The sequence below is a fragment of the Pradoshia sp. D12 genome, from assembly GCF_008935075.1.
Lineage (GTDB): Bacteria > Bacillota > Bacilli > Bacillales > Pradoshiaceae > Pradoshia.
The window spans coordinates 2,328,660-2,344,839 of sequence record NZ_CP044545.1 but is presented as its reverse complement, the minus strand read 5'-3'; the positions used below and the strand labels follow the sequence as shown (position 1 = coordinate 2,344,839).

Sequence of the window (16,180 nt, the reverse complement as noted above, 5' to 3'; positions counted from 1 at the left end):
GTACCCACTTTTAGGTAGGTGACAATTTGTAGGTCCTTTTTATTTGTTCATTTATTTGAAGCAAGGGATTGGAGGAGTAAAAGTTGAAATTGTTAAAAGCTAAAATTATGGAGGAAGGGCAAGTCCTTTCAAGTGAGGTCCTAAAGGTAGATACGTTTTTAAATCATCAACTGGATCCTGAATTAATGGTGGCGATAGGTAAAGAATTCGCGAAGAGGTTTAAGGATGCTGGGATTACGAAAATTTTAACCATTGAGTCATCTGGAATAGCTCCATCGGTTATGGCAGGGCTTGAGCTTCAGGTCCCAGTTATTTTTGCCCGCAAGAAAAAATCATTGACCCTGCAAGACGACTTATATACGTCCACTGTTTATTCATTTACGAAAAAAGAAGAAAATACGATCTGCATTGGCCAAAAGTTTTTAAATGAAGAAGATGTTGTATTAATCATTGATGATTTCTTGGCTAAAGGACAAGCTGCTTTTGGTTTGGTTGATATTGTGAACCAAGCGAACGCCAAAATTGCCGGACTGGGAATTGTTATTGAAAAATCCTTCCAGGATGGCGGTGAAATTTTAAGAGATAAAGGATATCGGGTGGAATCACTCGCTCGTATCCAATCCCTTGAAAAAAATAAAGTAATCTTTTTGGAGGAGGAAACAGCCAATGCAAATGAATAAATGGAAAACCGCTTCACTGGGGATCCAGCACGTATTAGCTATGTATGCCGGAGCAGTTGTAGTACCTTTGATTGTTGGTGGAAGTATTGGCTTAACCCCGGAGCAATTAACACATTTAGTTTCAATCGATATTCTGATGTGTGGAATTGCGACACTTTTGCAGGTATGGAAGAATCGATTCTTTGGTATCGGGTTGCCTGTTGTCCTAGGCTGTACATTCACGGCAGTGGGTCCAATGATTGCGATTGCAGGAGAATACGGAATACCGGCTATATACGGAGCTATTTTAGCATCAGGATTATTTGTTATTTTAGTAAGTAAGTATTTTAGTAAGCTGTTGAAATTTTTTCCTCCGGTTGTGACTGGATCAGTGGTAACGATTATTGGGATGACTTTGATTCCGGTAGCTATGAATAATATGGCTGGTGGGGAAGGCTCGAGTGATTTTGGCTCAACATCTAATATCCTGTTGGCATTTGGTACATTGCTATTTATTATTATTCTTTATAAGTTTTCAACAGGTTTTATAAGAGCCATCTCTATTTTACTTGGATTAATTGCAGGTACAGTTGCAGCAGCTTTCATGGGAAAGGTGAACATCCAAGCTGTAATCGATGCCGATGCACTCCTAACTCCTACTCCTTTTTATTTCGGGATGCCAACCTTTGAATGGGCACCAATAATTACGATGATTCTCGTGGCACTTGTTAGCTTAGTAGAATCAACAGGTGTTTATCTTGCTTTATCTGATATTTGTGAAAAGGATTTAAAAGAAGAGGATTTTGCTAAAGGTTATCGGGCAGAAGGGTTAGCGATTGTGTTCGGTGGTATCTTTAACTCTCTTCCTTACACGACATTTTCTCAAAACGTTGGATTAATCCAAATGTCCGGTGTACGTTCCAACAATGTGATTTATACGGCAGGTGCATTTCTAGTCCTGATTGGCTTCAGCCCAAAAATTGGAGCAATCACGACAATTATACCTTCATCCGTACTGGGCGGAGCGATGGTAGCCATGTTTGGAATGGTGGTTGCAGCAGGTATTAAAATGCTGAGTCAAGTAGACCTTCACTCTCAGGAAAACTTGCTGATTATTGCTTGTTCCTGCGGAATCGGTCTTGGGGTATCTGTTGTTCCGGAAATGTTTGCTAATCTGCCAGATACATTGAAAATCCTGACTGAAAACGGAATTGTGGCTGGAGGAGTAACTGCGATAGGATTAAATCTATTGTTTAATGTAATCTTCAAAAAGACCCAAAAAGATAGTCCACTGATTCAAAATAAGGAAGAAATAGTTTATTAATTCGATTTATTTTGAGGTAAGTTTATCTATTTTAATGCCTAAAAACTGTTGGATTGTCCGCGTGTCCACTGAAAAGGTAGTATTCATTTTGTTCAACAAAGTAAAGAATAATTAAATAGATGTGAAGAATCAAGTGATATTTGTTTGATAGAGCATAACTCTGCTAGAAGGCAGGGGAATGGCGAAAATGTAAGTGACCGGCTTATTAGTAAATTTCCAAGAGTTTATTTCAAAATAGTGATTAAAAAGTAAAAAGACATGAGCTAGTCATGTCTTTTTACTATATTATACAGGTTATCCATCTTTAGTATCTTGAGCATCATCTTTATCCAATATCTAGTCTAGCAACAATAGCCACAAGAATTTGGATCAATACTTGTATATTTAAAGCTATTTGAGTATCCGTACTTTCGACCCTTACACACTTTGAACCAGTAATAATTGTTTTTTGGGTATTTCGTTGTTTAGATTTGAAAAATTGTTTTAAATCTTGAACTACCCCTTTGCCGGCTTCATTATCCCCAACTGATATACTAATAACAATTGCGATTGCTACTTGAATAGCTGCTTGTAAAGATAATGCCACTTGAGTATCTGTTGTATGCACTTCTACATCCTCTGAATCTTTGACGACGATCCATTCATAGGATTGCTGTGTGATTGATGTGATTTGATCAGCCTCTTGGGTGACTTCCGCATCATCATTTTTACATTTGAAATTGTCTAATGCTCTCCAATTCTTTTCACTCATTTTTCTTCTCACCTCTTATTTTATTTTTTGAATTTACGCGATATCTAATCTGGCTACAATAGCTAGAAGTGCTTCTAGCATTACTTGAAGGTTTGCAGAGATATCTGTGTCAGTAGTTGTAACCCTAACGTCCCTTGAATTTTCGATATGAATTTTTTGTACACTCTTTTGCTCAGAATTAAAGTGCTGAAGAAGGTCTTGAACAACACCATCGCTATCATCTGAATCTGCAATTGAAATTTCAATTACCAATGCGATTGCGAGTTGCAAAGCTAATTGGAGGGACACTGCTGCTTGAGTTTCTGTAGTTTGAACAAACACGTTACCTGAATCCTTGATAATGATTAATTCATCTGATTCTTGGATTTCAGAAGTGAACTGATCAGCGTCCTGGGCTATCTCTGCCGTGTGCCGCTTTTCCTCATCCCTTTCCCTTTCACAATTGTCACCAAAATAATTTGACATTTTTCTACCACTCCTTTGTGATTTGGTCTTTATAAAATATGAGGCTGTCCTTTGTTTTGATTGGACAAAAAGCTCAAATGTGTTTGTCCATCGAAAAAAAAAACGCCTGCTAATCAGGCGTTTTAAAATGATCATTTTTCATTGCTTTTGTTATCCTCGGTTGATGAGGATTTTACAAATGTTTCCACCTGGTTGGTCAAATCACTAACTAACTCTTTTATCATTTGCTTTTGTTCATCGGATAACTTTTCTTTAGCCTTCTCAGCGTTAATTCCATTTTTTCGAAAAAGATCACTTACTAGTAAATTAATAAGCTGCTGAGGGATCAACTGTGGGGATTGATTCTTTTCATCACTCACAAAGTTCACTCCTTTTATTAAAATATAATCAGAATCATCATATGTAGGTCGTCAATATTATTCCTGTACAATTTACATGAAATTAGAACAGATAAAAGTAAATAGGCATATGCATTGATATAATGCGCCTTTTGGCGTGGTTTACAGTTTTAATAAAGAACAAAGAGAAATGAATTAATATACTCTAAATTAGGAACCAGCAACCACCATATTACATATACTGTATGTAAAAAAGGTGGATACACCATATGAAAAAGTATTATTGTATTCATTGCCATTCATTACATGAGATGCTGAAAGTCTGCCATGTCTGTGGACAGGACCGATTGAAGGAAATTTTTATAACGATTCAGCATAACGAAAAGAAGAGCGGCAATTAACCGGATAAATCATGAACAATCTGTCTTGGTATTCAGGGGAGATTGTTTACCTGTTGTTTAGAACTTACATAAAGCACAGGCGTGTATAGGTAATATCTGTTTTGAACAGAATTTTGATTGAAAATGATTATCATTGATGATACACTGGAACTATAATGAGAGACGTTATCAATTAACTACATGACAGGGAAGGTGCATGATGATGATTTGGGTATTTGTAGGTGCAACGGTAACAGCCTTTAGCGGAGTCATGGTTCATGTTTTAAATAATGTAGCAAATCCTAAAGTTATAGCAGCTCAATCACAAGCTAATCAAAGTATGTAAGTTCAGACAAAAGTCTGAACTTATTTTTTTACCAAAATAGATATTTATGGGCAACTATTCCAATTTTCGATAAAATAGATAGATAAATGATTATTAATAAGGGGATAAGTATGAGACTGCATACAAGGGAAGTAACACTTAACCAGCTTTACGCTATTTATAAATACTTTGAACAAGATGGGGATCAAGTACGGGCACAAAAAACGATCGATATTATGAATAAGGTTAATGATAATGAGTATAGCTTGGCATTTTGCGGACATTTTTCGGCCGGAAAATCTACACTTATTAATTATATTTTGAAACAGCCGATATTGCCTTCCAGTCCCATTCCGACAAGTGCTAATATCGTGAAAATAAGGAGCGGCAATGGAGAAGCCAGGGTCACTTTAAATGATCAAAAATGTCTAATCTTTCAGCCGCCAATTGATTTTAACAAAATTAAAGAATTTGCGAAAAACGGAGGTTCCATCCAAAAAATCGATTTGATGATTCAGAATTTTCCGTATGCAGGCAACTTAGTTTTATTGGATACACCAGGGATTGACTCAACTGATGAAGCCCATGAATTGTCGACTGCCTCCTCATTTCATCTGGCTGATGCGGTTTTTTATGTGACCGATTACAATCATATTCAGTCAGAAATAAATTTTCAGTTTACAAGAGATCTGGCACGTATGGGGAAAAGAATATATGTCATCATTAATCAAATCGATAAACATCAGGAGGATGAGCTTTCTTTTACATCTCTTAAACAAAGTGTAAAGCAAGCTTTTAAGGATTGGGATATACCAGTAGAAGAGTTTTTCTTTACTACTATGAAAGCGGAGGATCATCCCTTTAACCAAGCTCACCGGGTAACTGAAAAAATAGCTGAATTAGCTGGTATTGCCCCAGCTTATGATGTGAATTCACTTCTTAACCATTTAATAACGGAGCATCTAAATTGGAAAGAAGCCGATTCTAATCAAGCAAGAAATCATCTGGAGCAGAAGCTGCATGACAAACAGAATCATCACTTGTTAGAAATCATTGATTCTGCTGAAAAATTTAGTAAGAGTATCATTAATTTCCGTGAGCATGAGGAAGATATATTTGATGAACAAATTGGGCTTATTATCGAAAATAGCAATATCACTCCATATGAATCCAGGGAACTGGCGAAATCATATTTGGAGTCAAAGGTTACATCTTTTAAGGTTGGGAGAATATTTGGAAAAAGTAAAAAAGAACAAGAAAAAGAAACTCGTAAAGCTAATCTGATTCAAAATATTAAACAGCAGACTGAATCGACAATTTTGTGGAATTTAAATGAATATTTTCAAAGAATGATGAACGACTATCCAGGACAAAAACAGGAGAGTCAGAATATCATCCAGTCATTCGACTATGATATTCCCTATGAAACGATCATTGAGGTAGATCAGTTAGCTTCTGTTACCAGTGACTTGGTGTTGAATTTTTCCAAGGATTTGGCATCTTCCATTAAAAAAGCTGCGGGCAAGCAAGCGTTAACTCTTTTCAATACCTTGGTGAGTCAGTGGGAAGAGGAAAGAGAGCAGCGTCTCACCCAGGTGAAGGAGGAATTAAAGTCGGACCATTTTATTCTTCACATTTGGCAGGATTGGCAAGTACAGCTAACTAATCAGCGGAGCTATAAAGATAAAATTATGAATGAGTTGACTAAAAGATCCAGATATACCATTACAGAAGTCATGGAATACCTGCAAAGCCAGCAAATAGAGGGTTCAATTGTGGAGATGGATATTAAAGAAGTTAAAGATATTGAACCTGAGCCAAAGCCTGAACTGATTGCAAAAAAAGTGGAGACGGCACAGTCGATTTATACATCTGAGCAAGTGGCTTTAAAGCTGCAAAAAGCTTCCCAGGCTTTGAACCACTTACCTGGTCTTGAGAAATTAGCGCAGGAGCTGAAAAATAGGGCAGATTCACTGATGAATCAAACTTACACTTTAGCTCTCTTTGGTGCTTTCAGTGCAGGGAAATCCTCATTTGCCAATGCACTTTTAGGGGCAAACGTTTTACCCGTTTCACCGAATCCTACTACCGCTGTCATTAATCGTATTTTGCCGCCAACGGGCATACATAAACATGGTACAGCTACCATTCACGCTAAGACGGAGACCATGCTACTCGATGATTTAAATGAACTGTGGTATGAGGATGGTTTAAAAGTACAGGATCTAGCGATGGCAAGGAAACAGGCGCAAACCATGCTCAAGAAACAGAGTTATGCGCTAGGATTAAAGGTTTCTTTCCTAGAGGCATTTTTAAAGGGGATTGATTCCTTTGAAGAAAATATTGGTAAAAGTTTTGCCGTTTCACTGGAAGAGTTTTCTGTGTATGCAACAGATGAAACAAAATCATGCTTTATCGAACGCATTGATTTATATTATGACTGTGATTTAACGCGAAAAGGCGTTATTTTAGTAGACACTCCCGGAGCGGATTCTGTTAATGCGAGACATACAGGTACCTCCTTCAATTATATAAAGCATTCGGATGCGATTTGCTTTATTACATATTATAATCACCCATTCGCACGGGCTGACCGAAATTTCCTTGATCAACTGGGACGGGTTAAGGATTCATTCAGTATGGATAAAATGTTCTTCCTTTTGAATGCGGCTGATTTGGCTGAAAATTTGGAGGAGAGAAAGGTGGTTGAGGATTATTTACGCAGTGAATTGCAAACTTCAGGAATCCATCATCCACGGATTTATCCAATTTCAAGCCGTGCAGCGCTACAACAAAGGACTGAAGAACTCAATTCAGGAAATGAGGCATATATCGAGCTGTTTTCCCATTTTGAATCAGCTTTCTATTCATTTATTCAGGAGGAGCTTAAAGGTATATTAGTTAATGCAGCTATGCTGGATTTGGATAAGGCACTTCAGCTTACCAGTCGACTTGTCGAGCTGTCCAATGAAACCGAGGAGCAGAAGACGAAAAGACGTGTCCAATTGCATGAAAACTGGGAGCGAGTGTTAGCGATATTAAATGAAAAAAGATTTACTCATGAAATGGCCAGGATGAAGCAGGAAACAGAAGAATTGATTCATTATAGTAAGCAAAGGATTAACCTGAACTTCCCGAATTATTTTAAAGAATTTTTTAATCCCGGTACATTAAAGGACCATCGGCAGTCCCTTTTAGCCTGTACGAATCGTTTACTTGATCAAGTCAGAATTGAATTGGCCAATGAAATACAGGCTACATCCTTGCGTTTAGAGGTTATGGTCAAAAAGACCATGCATGATACCTATGTCCAGTTAGTTCAAGAGATTCAAACCATCCATAAAGATTGGTCATTCAGTGAGCCTAAGTCAGATTTACAAAACGAATATAATACCGACCGAGCGCTATTAAATTTAACGGCAGATGATTTCAAAGAAGAACTGAGACTTTTCAAGGGTACCCAGCATTTCTTTGAAAAGAATGGTAGAAAGCCAATGGCTGATGCCTTTTTGGAGAAGTTAAACGACTATCTAGATGTTTATTATACAGATCAACAGAACAAATTGTTTGAGCATTTTGAATCAGCCATTCAGTATATAAGTCTTTCATTAATTGAGGAGATGAAAACCGAAGGCAATGAACGATTGAAAAGTATGGAATTGACATTAAACAAGAAATCTAATCCTCAAATTTACCTGGAGGCTGAAAAGCAAATCAAGTTAATTTTAGAATCGGAGGAGGAGAATGCAGTTGCAGCTGGTAAAAGAGTCTGAATGGTTATTTGAACATTTGAGTGATCCTGATTTACGTATCATCGATTGCCAATTCCATTTATCCAATAAAACAGCGGGACGAGAACAATATAGAGAATGCCATATACCGGGAGCTGCTTTTATGGATGTTGCTCAGGATTTGTCCGGTCCAATTAAGGAACATGGAGGAAGACACCCGCTTCCTGCGAGAGAAGACTTTATTGAACTAATGAAAGGCATCGGAATACATGAACAGACAACCGTTATTGCTTATGATGGCGGCGAGGGAGCTTTTGCCGGTCGCTTTCTATGGACAGCCCAATTATTTGGATATGAGCGTGTATATGTACTTAATGGAGGATTAAAGGCTTGGCTGGAGAAAGGATATCCGGTAACCGAGGATATTCCTGTGCTGACACCAACAGATTATGCCCCTGTCATGAATAAGAATCTATTAGTCACTTACCCTGAAGTGAAAGACTGGACAGAGAATGATAGACCAGGTTATTTAATAGATTCCAGAGAATCAGACCGCTATAAAGGAATCCATGAGCCGATTGATCATAAAGCTGGGCATATACCCGGTGCAATAAATATGGATTGGACTGAAAATTTCAGGAACGGTAAATATTTGCCTGTACCAGAGTTGGAAAACCGTTTTAATCACTTGAACAAAGATGAGCCAATCATTGTTTATTGCGGTTCCGGTATTACAGCAACTCCTAATTATATTGCACTCAAGGAAGCAGGTTTTACGAATGTGAAAATCTATGCCGGCAGCTTTAGCGATTGGATATCCTATCCGGAAAACAGAATAGAAACGGACCAGTAAATTGATTTGATGGGAAATTTTTAAGAAGAGAATAAGGCCCGGATATGGTACAATCTGATAACAGAGAATCAGAACATCAGGGGGATTAGGATGAATCAAAATAACAATACATTATTATTAATAGATGGTTTTAACTTACTTAGCAGAGGTTATTTTGCGACTGCTTATGGGAAAACAGAAGATCAATTATATCGAAATAAAAATGGGATTTATACGAATGCACTGCGCGTGTTTTTTCAAAAAATGTTCAGCCTTATTAAAACTCACCAAGTAACGCATTTAGCTGTTGCTTGGGATGTAAAGCGCGAAGAATCGTCCCGCAGACAAAAATTTGATTTTTACAAAGCGACACGCGGAGAATTGCCGGCACCGCTCATTATGCAATATGAAACATTGCGTTCAAGTCTAGAACGGATTGGCGTTAAGCAGCTGTCTGTGCCTTCCTATGAAGCGGATGATGTAATCGGTGCGATTTCCACTATGTGGAGTACGAATAACATGGGGAAATGCTTAATTTACAGTAATGACCGTGACCTGTTTCAATTGCTGAATGAACATACGAGTCAAATTATTGCCAGTAAAACAGGAGATCGTGTTTATACCATTGAAGATTTTCGTGAGGATTATGGAATAGAATCAGCGCAATGGGTCGATGTAAAAGCACTGCTGGGCGATGCAAGTGATAATATTCCGGGCTGTCCTGGTATTGGTGAAAAGACAGCTTTACCACTTATCCAGCATTACCAAACGCTGGAGGGGCTATATGAACAGCTGGAATTATTAGATCCAAAATTCAATCGATGCAAGAAAAAGCTGGCGGCAGGACAGGAATCAGCCTTTATAAGCAAAGAATTGGCCCAAATTATATGTCAAATAGATGTATTTGAGGATTGGACTCATGAACATCTCATGTATGAGATTAATCATGATATTTTGGCTGATGAACTGGAAGAATTAGAATTAAGAATTCGTGTCAGCTAAAAATATATTGAGTAGTCATGATCGAGCTTTATGCCTGAAGGTTTAGGGCTCGATTTTTTTTTTTTTTTTTGATTGATTCATATAAACATGCAAAATCTTCGCTGTTACATTGATTAGTATTACAGAGCGGTAAATAAAAGGAGAGATGAGATTGGGCTATATTGAAGATTTAAGAGCTATTGTGGGTCATCGTCCCTTAATATTAGTTGGATCAGTCGTCGTTATTTCTGACAAGGAAGGCAGGCTGTTGTTGCAGCAAAGAAAATTTCCGAAGGAGTCATGGGGGCTCTCAGGCGGCTTAATGGAGCTGGGAGAAACGACCGAAGAAGTAGCCAGACGTGAAGTGACAGAAGAAACCGGCCTTACGCTGGGCAAGCTGCATTTTATTAATGTATATTCCGGACCGGAGTATTTTGTAAAGGCTGCTAATGGAGATGAATTCTATTGTGTCACGATTGCGTATTATACAAATGAATACGAAGGTGAATTAGTTGTAGATGAAAGTGAATCTATAAAGTTTGAATTCTTTTATCCACATGAATTACCGGGAAGAATCGTTAAAAGCCATAAAAAAATCATTGATGAATATTTATTAAAATTGGATACCGGGAAATAAGGGAAGGGTTAATTCAGTTGTAAAAGTCACCTGGGTGATCAACCTTTTTCAGACAATTCGACAAAAACCTGTATTCAACTTTTTAAAAATGTTTTACAATAAAAGAGTAATTTTGTGAAGGAGTGTGTTTGGGGGATACATGGAAAAATTAGAAGACTATATTTGTAGATTATCTTCGAAAGGATTTCGTCTTGGAGAAGAGGCAATAGGATTTATCTATTTTGGAAAACAGTTGACTTCAGCACCAGACTGGATCGTAAACATTGCACTGGAAAATACATTGAAAGCTCAAAAGAGATTTGATGGAGGTTTTTATATATCACTGCTGGAAACCTTGGTGAATGGTAAAGTTTCCAACAGAAAAGAAGCAAATCAATTAATGAAGGAACATGGCTTACAGGTATCTTGATTTCAATAAATCAAGGTATTTTTTTGTGGCTATTAATCCATATATAAACTAGTATTGCCAGCTTTATTGCTAAAAGATAGCTTTTTAGGCAGGATTTTTCCTGAATATTGTCTAATAAATGGATGATTAGGAGGGATATCATGTCGAAAAAGCCAAAAGTAATGATTCTCGGAACTTTTCATTTGCGATATACACCGGATTTTCATCGCGGAGATTTCGGTGAGTCTATCATAACGGATCAGCAAAGGGAAATTGAAGCAGTCGTTAAATGTCTGAAAGAATTTAAACCGACTAAAATAGCCCTTGAAGTCGTAAAAGAAGAACATACTTCTCTAAATGACGAGTATGATAAATATCTGAATGGTGAGTTGAGAAATGAGGTCAACGAAATCCACCAATTTGGATTCAGGACTGCTGCTGAATTAGGTCATAAGGAAGTTTATGCGGTCGATTGGATGGAATCGGTTGGGAATAGGGGACTTGGTCAGGTATATGATTGGGCAAAAGAAGAACAGCCAGATAAATATGAATTTATTAAGGACCATTACTGGTCAAAGTTAAATAAAAGCTTTGATCACATTGATATTTATGAGTTAGTTAAAGCGTGCAATACAGACTCAAGAATTAAACTAGAGCATGAATTGAATATGATGATTGCACAAATAGGAAAAGGAACAGACTATATCGGGATTGATTGGCTAAGATGGTGGTATCAGCGAAATTTAATTATTTATGCGAATCTTGTTGAAATGACTGTTTCACCCGAGGACAGAACACTTTTAATAATAGGTTCAGCCCATATTCACCTACTGACTCAGTTCATCAAAGAAAGTGGAACAATGGATGTTATTCCTGCTATAAACTATTTTAATTAGTCGTATCCTAAAGGGTTTTCTGAGTTTTTTATACTGAACTGACAATGTATTTTGGTTATACTAAAATTCTCACTTAAATAGTTGGCAAGATGTTCTAGGGTTACAATTTCAACTACTATACATTAGAACAACTAACCTAAGGGAGGTTAGGGTGCTACTAATTCAACTTTAATTCTGTCAGGATCTTCGAAAAAAACGGCATAATGATTTTTCCCACCTGCAAATGGATGTTGATCCTGATAAAGAATTAATATATCCTTTTCTTTTAATTTCTTTGTTAGATCGTCTACCTGTTGCCTGGATTCGGCATGAAACGCCAAATGGTTTAATCCCGTTCCACATCTGTGATAAGGGATATCCATATATTTATCCTCCGTCTGAACGAAGACTATATAGGTATCCCCTATTCTAAAGCTTTGTCCACTATCCCACTCCTGGTAAAGTTCATATCCCAATTCAGCTAGAAGCCAGCCCCAAAAGTCAATGGATTTATTTAAATCTGATACATTGATTTCAATATGATGGATAAGCCCTTGCGACAATGATTTTTCCTCTTTTCTATTTTTATTCCATACCGTTTCAACCGAATGATTATTTCTGCTCGTTCATTTGCACAGCTTGCCGGGATAACAGATCAGCTGATTTGTTTTGCGATTCTGGAATCCATTTGATGAAAAATAAGGAGAATTCAGACGAAAGCTCCAGTGCCTGATTGAGTAATTGTCTAAAGGATTCTTTTTTTACATACTCTTTTTCCATTGCATCCGCCACGTGTTTTGAATCGGTTCGAACAGAGATGACATCGTAATTTTTATCCAGGCATATCTTCAAAGCATGGATCAAGGCTAAGTATTCAGCTTCATGATTATTATGGATGCCAAGGGGTATGGAATATCGGTGGACTTCACCATCTGCTTTTATAAAAATACCGGCACCGCTTGGACCTGGATTTCCTTTAGCTGCGCCATCTACATATACTTCTATCATAAGAAAACATCCTTTCAAGTTAAAAAGTACATGAATTTTTAATAAATGTCTACTGTCATAGTTTTAGTGGTATCAGGATAATTTATATATAATGAATTAATTGTATAAAGGATTGGGAAGGGAGAAAGAAATGAACGTAACAGTAAAGGGTATCTACAATAAATCCAAAATACCTCCTATAACCTTCACATCAGAAGAAATGGAAAGTCAATTTGCTTTAAGGCTTGTCAATGATCTCGAAAGCACGGGAAGATGGCGAGATTTCATTTTTATTGATGAACTGGGACAGGAATGGACAAAGAAACAGTTTCAAAAGCTGACAGAGGAAATAGAAGAAACCCCACAGAATGTAACGATTTATTTTGATGGAAGTCACAGACCGGGTGAAACCTTTGCAGGAGCTGGCATTGCGATTTATTACACACAAAACAATAAAAGGTTTCGCATACGGAGCAATGAAGTCTTTGATTATATAGAGGACAATAACGAAGCAGAATATTGTGCATTATTAGCAGCTGTCAAAAGGCTTGATGAACTGGGAGTTAAACATCAAAAAATTATGATAAAAGGGGATTCTCAGGTCGTATTGAAACAATTAACAGGAGAATGGCCTTGTTATGAAGAAAATTTAAATAAGTGGCTGGATCGGATCGAAGAACAGCTTAAGAATCTTGGCTTGCACTTTGAGACAATGGCAGTTCCAAGAAAAGATAATGAGGAAGCACATCGGCTGGCAACACAGGCACTAGAGGGAATTGAGATAGACGGTCAACTTGAATTACCAAAAATGGGGTGATGTTATCGATGAATAAAAAAAAGGGAAAAAAAGATGCTCTTAAACAGGTTGATTTTTTGTTAAGTACGTATTGTGATGGCTGCTTTCTACACAAACAGCTTGTTCGGGATAACGGCCGTACTCATGCACACCGTTTTTGTATCAATCAGTGTACAGTTGGTGAATCCTTGAAACATATAGGCGGAAATTTAAATAAGAAAACAGAAAAGCCGCCTATCCAATAGGCGGCTGTTAATTTTGGTTCATTATTAGGCTTTTTGTACGTTAGTAGCTTGAGGTCCTCTTTCTCCATCTACGATTTCGAAAGTAACTTCTTGGCCTTCTTCTAAAGATTTGTATCCTTCACCTTGAATTGCTGTGAAATGTACGAATACATCATCTCCGCCTTCAACTTCGATAAAACCAAAACCTTTTTCGTTGTTAAACCATTTTACTTTACCGTTTTGCATAGATTTATTCCTCCTAAAACTGTGGCTCAAAAGCCAATTACTTTTTATCATAAACTTTAGATAAGTCATGATAATTTCAATATACAACATTCAAATATACAGTGTCAAAATGGATTTTAAAAAATATTGAAAATTTTTAAGAGGTGACTGGATAATTGGGTAAATATGGTATAATTGTTAAAATGAAATGAAAACATATGTCGGGGTGTCTGATGGATACACATCATAATGGTTTTTCTAATTATTTGCTGGAAAGAGTTTATATGAATCAATTACAAAAAGAAATAAGAGATAAGGTGGAACAAAAAACACCTTCTATCAAAGATAATGGGGAATTCCGAATGATGACGACAGAAGAGGTTTCTTTATGCATGGATCAGGCATGTACGGATATTCGGCATATATTTAAGGATATAAAGAGACGTGGAGAAATTTCCGTCAATCGGGTTAAACAGGAGATTATCCCTGTTATCAAGAGTGCATCATCGAGTCCGCGAATTTTTGAATTGCTTCATCAAACTAAACGTAAAGAGGAGTATACATACTGGCACTCCATTTGCGTAGGAATTCTATCCGGTCTAATCGGGAGATGGCTGAGATTGCCTATAGATGAGCTGGAAGACCTTATGATTTCTGCTGTTTTGCATGATATCGGCATGACCATGGTTCCGGAGAACATCTTAGATAAATCAGGTAAACTTACCTCTCAGGAATATAATATAATGAAACAACATACCGTCTATGGGCATGAACTATTAAGTAGTCTCGACCATATCCCTGATTCGGCTGCCATTGTTGCCTTGCAGCACCATGAGAGAGAAGATGGAATGGGGTATCCTCATGGATTAAAGGGTAAGCAAATTCATTACTTTGCTAAGATTGTCGCCATAGCAGATATATATCATGCGATGTCCTCAGAAAGAGTTTATCACGAAGCAACACCATTTTATTTAATCATCAAACAAATGCAGAATGATGTATATGGAACATTAGATGCTCATATTTTATTGGTTTTCATGGATAGATTGCTTCAGGCGCTGGTGGGCAAAAAAGTAAAGCTGAATAATGGCGAATATGGTTCGATTCTTCTCATAAATCGATATAATCCACTTAAGTCTTTAATAAAGACTGAAAGGGGAATCATAGATTTAATGGCATTTAGGGATATTGAAATCGTTAAGATTATTAATGAAGTATAAGAGGATATTGGATATTAGAAGAAAAAGACAGCTGATAGGCTGTCTTTTATATTTTATATAAGAATTTCTATTGTAAGAATACTTATCATTATTTCCACTGGTAAGGTGTCGTCTGATAGACATAATAATTCAGCCAATTAGAAAATAGAAGACTTGCGTGGCTTTTCCATGTATGAAATGGGAGCTGCAGCGGGTCGTCCTCAGGAAAATAATTTTGAGGAATAGGGGCACCTGAGCTCTTTGATAAGTCACGCTTATATTCATGGGACAAGGTAGCCAAATCGTATTCTGGATGACCGGTTACCATAATTAATCGTTTATCCTTAGAAGCGACCAGGAACAAACCTGCTTCCTCCGATTCTGCTAAGACGATTAACTCCTCATGATTGCGAATCTCTTCTGCTTCAATATCTGTATATCTTGAATGCGGAGCGTAAAAAACATCATCAAATCCTCTTACAAGGCTTTCGAATGGTTTCAATACTTTATGCTTATAGATGCCTGTACATTTTTTATTTAATAATTGCTTTGATATTCCAAAATGATGGTATAGGGCTGCTTGGGCTCCCCAGCATATATGAAGGGATGAGGTTACATGCTCCCTTGACCAATCCATTATGTTGATTAGCTCATTCCAATAGTGAACTTCCTCGAAGTCTAGCTTTTCAACCGGCGCTCCAGTAATAATTAAGCCGTCGAAGCGCTTCGTTGATACTTCGGGGAAGGTTGAGTAGAATTGTTCCAAATGTGTATGGGGTGTGTTTTTACTTTCATGTGTTTCCATTCGTAAAAAGGTTATTTTGACTTGCAGAGGAGTATTGCTTAGTAATCGAAGCAGCTGTGCTTCGGTTTTCTCTTTTTCAGGCATTAAGTTTAAAATGAGAATGTTTAAAGGTCGGATATCCTGACTAAGAGCTCTGTTATCATCCATTACGAAAATATTTTCTTCTTCTAAAATTTGTTTGACGGGTAGTTTATTTGGAATCGTAATCGGCAAGATATGGACCTCCTTGTTTGTTTAAATTTTCAAAATATTAAATAA

At 37.1% G+C, this 16,180-nt stretch carries 20 protein-coding genes; 13 read left to right on the top strand and 7 right to left on the bottom strand.

What is annotated here, in order from left to right:
- Positions 1-83: 83 nt before the first annotated feature.
- Both F7984_RS11215 and F7984_RS11210 read left to right on the top strand, forming a co-directional pair.
- Positions 84-680, top strand: a complete 597-nt coding sequence (locus F7984_RS11215) for a xanthine phosphoribosyltransferase (protein WP_077248146.1) — start codon at positions 84-86, stop codon at positions 678-680.
- Positions 667-1,983 (top strand): nucleobase:cation symporter-2 family protein, encoded by a 1,317-nt coding sequence (locus F7984_RS11210; RefSeq protein ID WP_140461584.1) that lies wholly within the window; start codon positions 667-669, stop codon positions 1,981-1,983. The genes F7984_RS11215 and F7984_RS11210 overlap by 14 nt, the downstream gene beginning before the upstream one ends.
- Positions 1,984-2,308: 325 nt before the next feature.
- Here F7984_RS11210 and F7984_RS11205 read toward each other — a convergent pair whose 3' ends face one another.
- The 3 genes from F7984_RS11205 to F7984_RS11195 form a co-directional block, all read right to left on the bottom strand.
- Positions 2,309-2,734 carry a spore coat protein gene (locus F7984_RS11205; RefSeq protein ID WP_066107306.1) on the bottom strand — a complete coding sequence of 142 codons (426 nt, stop codon included), beginning with the start codon at positions 2,732-2,734 and terminating at the stop codon, positions 2,309-2,311.
- A 33-nt stretch (positions 2,735-2,767) separates the two neighbouring features.
- A complete protein-coding gene (locus tag F7984_RS11200; RefSeq protein WP_066107304.1) occupies positions 2,768-3,199 on the bottom strand; it encodes a spore coat protein in 432 nt (143 codons plus the stop codon).
- Positions 3,200-3,330: 131 nt separating this feature from the next.
- Positions 3,331-3,558, bottom strand: a complete 228-nt coding sequence (locus tag F7984_RS11195; protein WP_139891770.1) for a spore coat protein — start codon at positions 3,556-3,558, stop codon at positions 3,331-3,333.
- A 248-nt stretch (positions 3,559-3,806) separates the two neighbouring features.
- Between F7984_RS11195 and F7984_RS19560 the strand changes: the two genes are divergently transcribed.
- The 8 genes from F7984_RS19560 (at position 3,807) to F7984_RS11165 (ending at position 11,707) form a co-directional block, all read left to right on the top strand.
- A complete protein-coding gene (locus tag F7984_RS19560; protein WP_257469017.1) occupies positions 3,807-3,938 on the top strand; it encodes a hypothetical protein in 132 nt (43 codons plus the stop codon).
- Positions 3,939-4,137: 199 nt separating this feature from the next.
- Positions 4,138-4,263, top strand: a complete 126-nt coding sequence (locus F7984_RS19555; RefSeq protein WP_257469018.1) for a hypothetical protein — start codon at positions 4,138-4,140, stop codon at positions 4,261-4,263.
- A gap of 110 nt (positions 4,264-4,373) precedes the next feature.
- Positions 4,374-8,015, top strand: coding sequence for a dynamin family protein (locus tag F7984_RS11190; protein WP_181162012.1), 3,642 nt, complete (start codon positions 4,374-4,376; stop codon positions 8,013-8,015).
- Positions 7,993-8,826: a sulfurtransferase gene (locus F7984_RS11185; protein ID WP_413242774.1), complete on the top strand. Its 834-nt coding sequence runs from the start codon at positions 7,993-7,995 to the stop codon at positions 8,824-8,826. Before F7984_RS11190 ends, F7984_RS11185 begins: the two co-directional genes overlap by 23 nt.
- A 90-nt stretch (positions 8,827-8,916) precedes the next feature.
- Entirely contained in the window at positions 8,917-9,807 is an 891-nt protein-coding gene (locus tag F7984_RS11180; RefSeq protein WP_140461581.1) for a 5'-3' exonuclease, read from the top strand.
- Positions 9,808-9,958: 151 nt separating this feature from the next.
- Positions 9,959-10,423, top strand: coding sequence for an NUDIX hydrolase (locus F7984_RS11175; protein WP_066107291.1), 465 nt, complete (start codon positions 9,959-9,961; stop codon positions 10,421-10,423).
- A 139-nt stretch (positions 10,424-10,562) separates the two neighbouring features.
- A complete protein-coding gene (locus tag F7984_RS11170) occupies positions 10,563-10,832 on the top strand; it encodes a DUF6123 family protein (RefSeq protein WP_066107287.1) in 270 nt (89 codons plus the stop codon).
- A gap of 140 nt (positions 10,833-10,972) precedes the next feature.
- Positions 10,973-11,707, top strand: coding sequence for a DUF5694 domain-containing protein (locus F7984_RS11165; protein ID WP_225983584.1), 735 nt, complete (start codon positions 10,973-10,975; stop codon positions 11,705-11,707).
- 146 nt (positions 11,708-11,853) lie between these two features.
- On the opposite strand, the gene F7984_RS11160 is transcribed toward F7984_RS11165, so the two are convergent.
- Both F7984_RS11160 and F7984_RS11155 read right to left on the bottom strand, forming a co-directional pair.
- The gene (locus F7984_RS11160) at positions 11,854-12,249 is read right to left on the bottom strand and encodes a VOC family protein (protein ID WP_066107284.1); all 396 of its coding nucleotides are present in this window, start codon (positions 12,247-12,249) and stop codon (positions 11,854-11,856) included.
- 49 nt (positions 12,250-12,298) lie between these two features.
- On the bottom strand, positions 12,299-12,694 hold the full coding sequence (locus F7984_RS11155; RefSeq protein ID WP_066107281.1) for a reverse transcriptase-like protein: 396 nt from the start codon (positions 12,692-12,694) through the stop codon (positions 12,299-12,301).
- 130 nt (positions 12,695-12,824) lie between these two features.
- Between F7984_RS11155 and F7984_RS11150 the strand changes: the two genes are divergently transcribed.
- Both F7984_RS11150 and F7984_RS11145 read left to right on the top strand, forming a co-directional pair.
- Positions 12,825-13,490 carry a reverse transcriptase-like protein gene (locus tag F7984_RS11150; protein WP_066107277.1) on the top strand — a complete coding sequence of 222 codons (666 nt, stop codon included), beginning with the start codon at positions 12,825-12,827 and terminating at the stop codon, positions 13,488-13,490.
- 8 nt (positions 13,491-13,498) lie between these two features.
- Positions 13,499-13,714, top strand: a complete 216-nt coding sequence (locus F7984_RS11145; RefSeq protein ID WP_066107273.1) for a zinc-finger domain-containing protein — start codon at positions 13,499-13,501, stop codon at positions 13,712-13,714.
- A 24-nt stretch (positions 13,715-13,738) separates the two neighbouring features.
- On the opposite strand, the gene cspD is transcribed toward F7984_RS11145, so the two are convergent.
- Positions 13,739-13,939: a cold-shock protein CspD gene (gene cspD, locus F7984_RS11140; RefSeq protein WP_066107270.1), complete on the bottom strand. Its 201-nt coding sequence runs from the start codon at positions 13,937-13,939 to the stop codon at positions 13,739-13,741.
- A 263-nt stretch (positions 13,940-14,202) separates the two neighbouring features.
- Here cspD and F7984_RS11135 point away from each other — a divergent pair, with 263 nt between their 5' ends.
- Positions 14,203-15,138 carry an HD-GYP domain-containing protein gene (locus tag F7984_RS11135; protein ID WP_192796804.1) on the top strand — a complete coding sequence of 312 codons (936 nt, stop codon included), beginning with the start codon at positions 14,203-14,205 and terminating at the stop codon, positions 15,136-15,138.
- Between the two features lie 88 nt (positions 15,139-15,226).
- Here F7984_RS11135 and metA read toward each other — a convergent pair whose 3' ends face one another.
- Entirely contained in the window at positions 15,227-16,135 is a 909-nt protein-coding gene (metA, locus tag F7984_RS11130; RefSeq protein ID WP_066107265.1) for a homoserine O-acetyltransferase MetA, read from the bottom strand.
- Positions 16,136-16,180 lie beyond the last annotated feature (45 nt).

What these genes read in the sequence shown, in the direction of transcription:
- F7984_RS11210 (WP_140461584.1), top strand. Translation starts at nt 667, where the DNA reads ATGCAAATGAATAAATGGAAAACCGCTTCACTGGGGATCCAGCACGTA.
- F7984_RS11205 (WP_066107306.1), bottom strand. Translation starts at nt 2,734, where the DNA reads ATGAGTGAAAAGAATTGGAGAGCATTAGACAATTTCAAATGTAAAAAT.
- F7984_RS11200 (WP_066107304.1), bottom strand. Translation starts at nt 3,199, where the DNA reads ATGTCAAATTATTTTGGTGACAATTGTGAAAGGGAAAGGGATGAGGAA.
- F7984_RS19560 (WP_257469017.1), top strand. Translation starts at nt 3,807, where the DNA reads ATGAAAAAGTATTATTGTATTCATTGCCATTCATTACATGAGATGCTG.
- F7984_RS19555 (WP_257469018.1), top strand. Translation starts at nt 4,138, where the DNA reads ATGATGATTTGGGTATTTGTAGGTGCAACGGTAACAGCCTTTAGCGGA.
- F7984_RS11190 (WP_181162012.1), top strand. Translation starts at nt 4,374, where the DNA reads ATGAGACTGCATACAAGGGAAGTAACACTTAACCAGCTTTACGCTATT.
- F7984_RS11180 (WP_140461581.1), top strand. Translation starts at nt 8,917, where the DNA reads ATGAATCAAAATAACAATACATTATTATTAATAGATGGTTTTAACTTA.
- F7984_RS11170 (WP_066107287.1), top strand. Translation starts at nt 10,563, where the DNA reads ATGGAAAAATTAGAAGACTATATTTGTAGATTATCTTCGAAAGGATTT.
- F7984_RS11165 (WP_225983584.1), top strand. Translation starts at nt 10,973, where the DNA reads ATGTCGAAAAAGCCAAAAGTAATGATTCTCGGAACTTTTCATTTGCGA.
- F7984_RS11155 (WP_066107281.1), bottom strand. Translation starts at nt 12,694, where the DNA reads ATGATAGAAGTATATGTAGATGGCGCAGCTAAAGGAAATCCAGGTCCA.
- F7984_RS11150 (WP_066107277.1), top strand. Translation starts at nt 12,825, where the DNA reads ATGAACGTAACAGTAAAGGGTATCTACAATAAATCCAAAATACCTCCT.
- F7984_RS11145 (WP_066107273.1), top strand. Translation starts at nt 13,499, where the DNA reads ATGAATAAAAAAAAGGGAAAAAAAGATGCTCTTAAACAGGTTGATTTT.
- cspD (WP_066107270.1), bottom strand. Translation starts at nt 13,939, where the DNA reads ATGCAAAACGGTAAAGTAAAATGGTTTAACAACGAAAAAGGTTTTGGT.
- F7984_RS11135 (WP_192796804.1), top strand. Translation starts at nt 14,203, where the DNA reads ATGAATCAATTACAAAAAGAAATAAGAGATAAGGTGGAACAAAAAACA.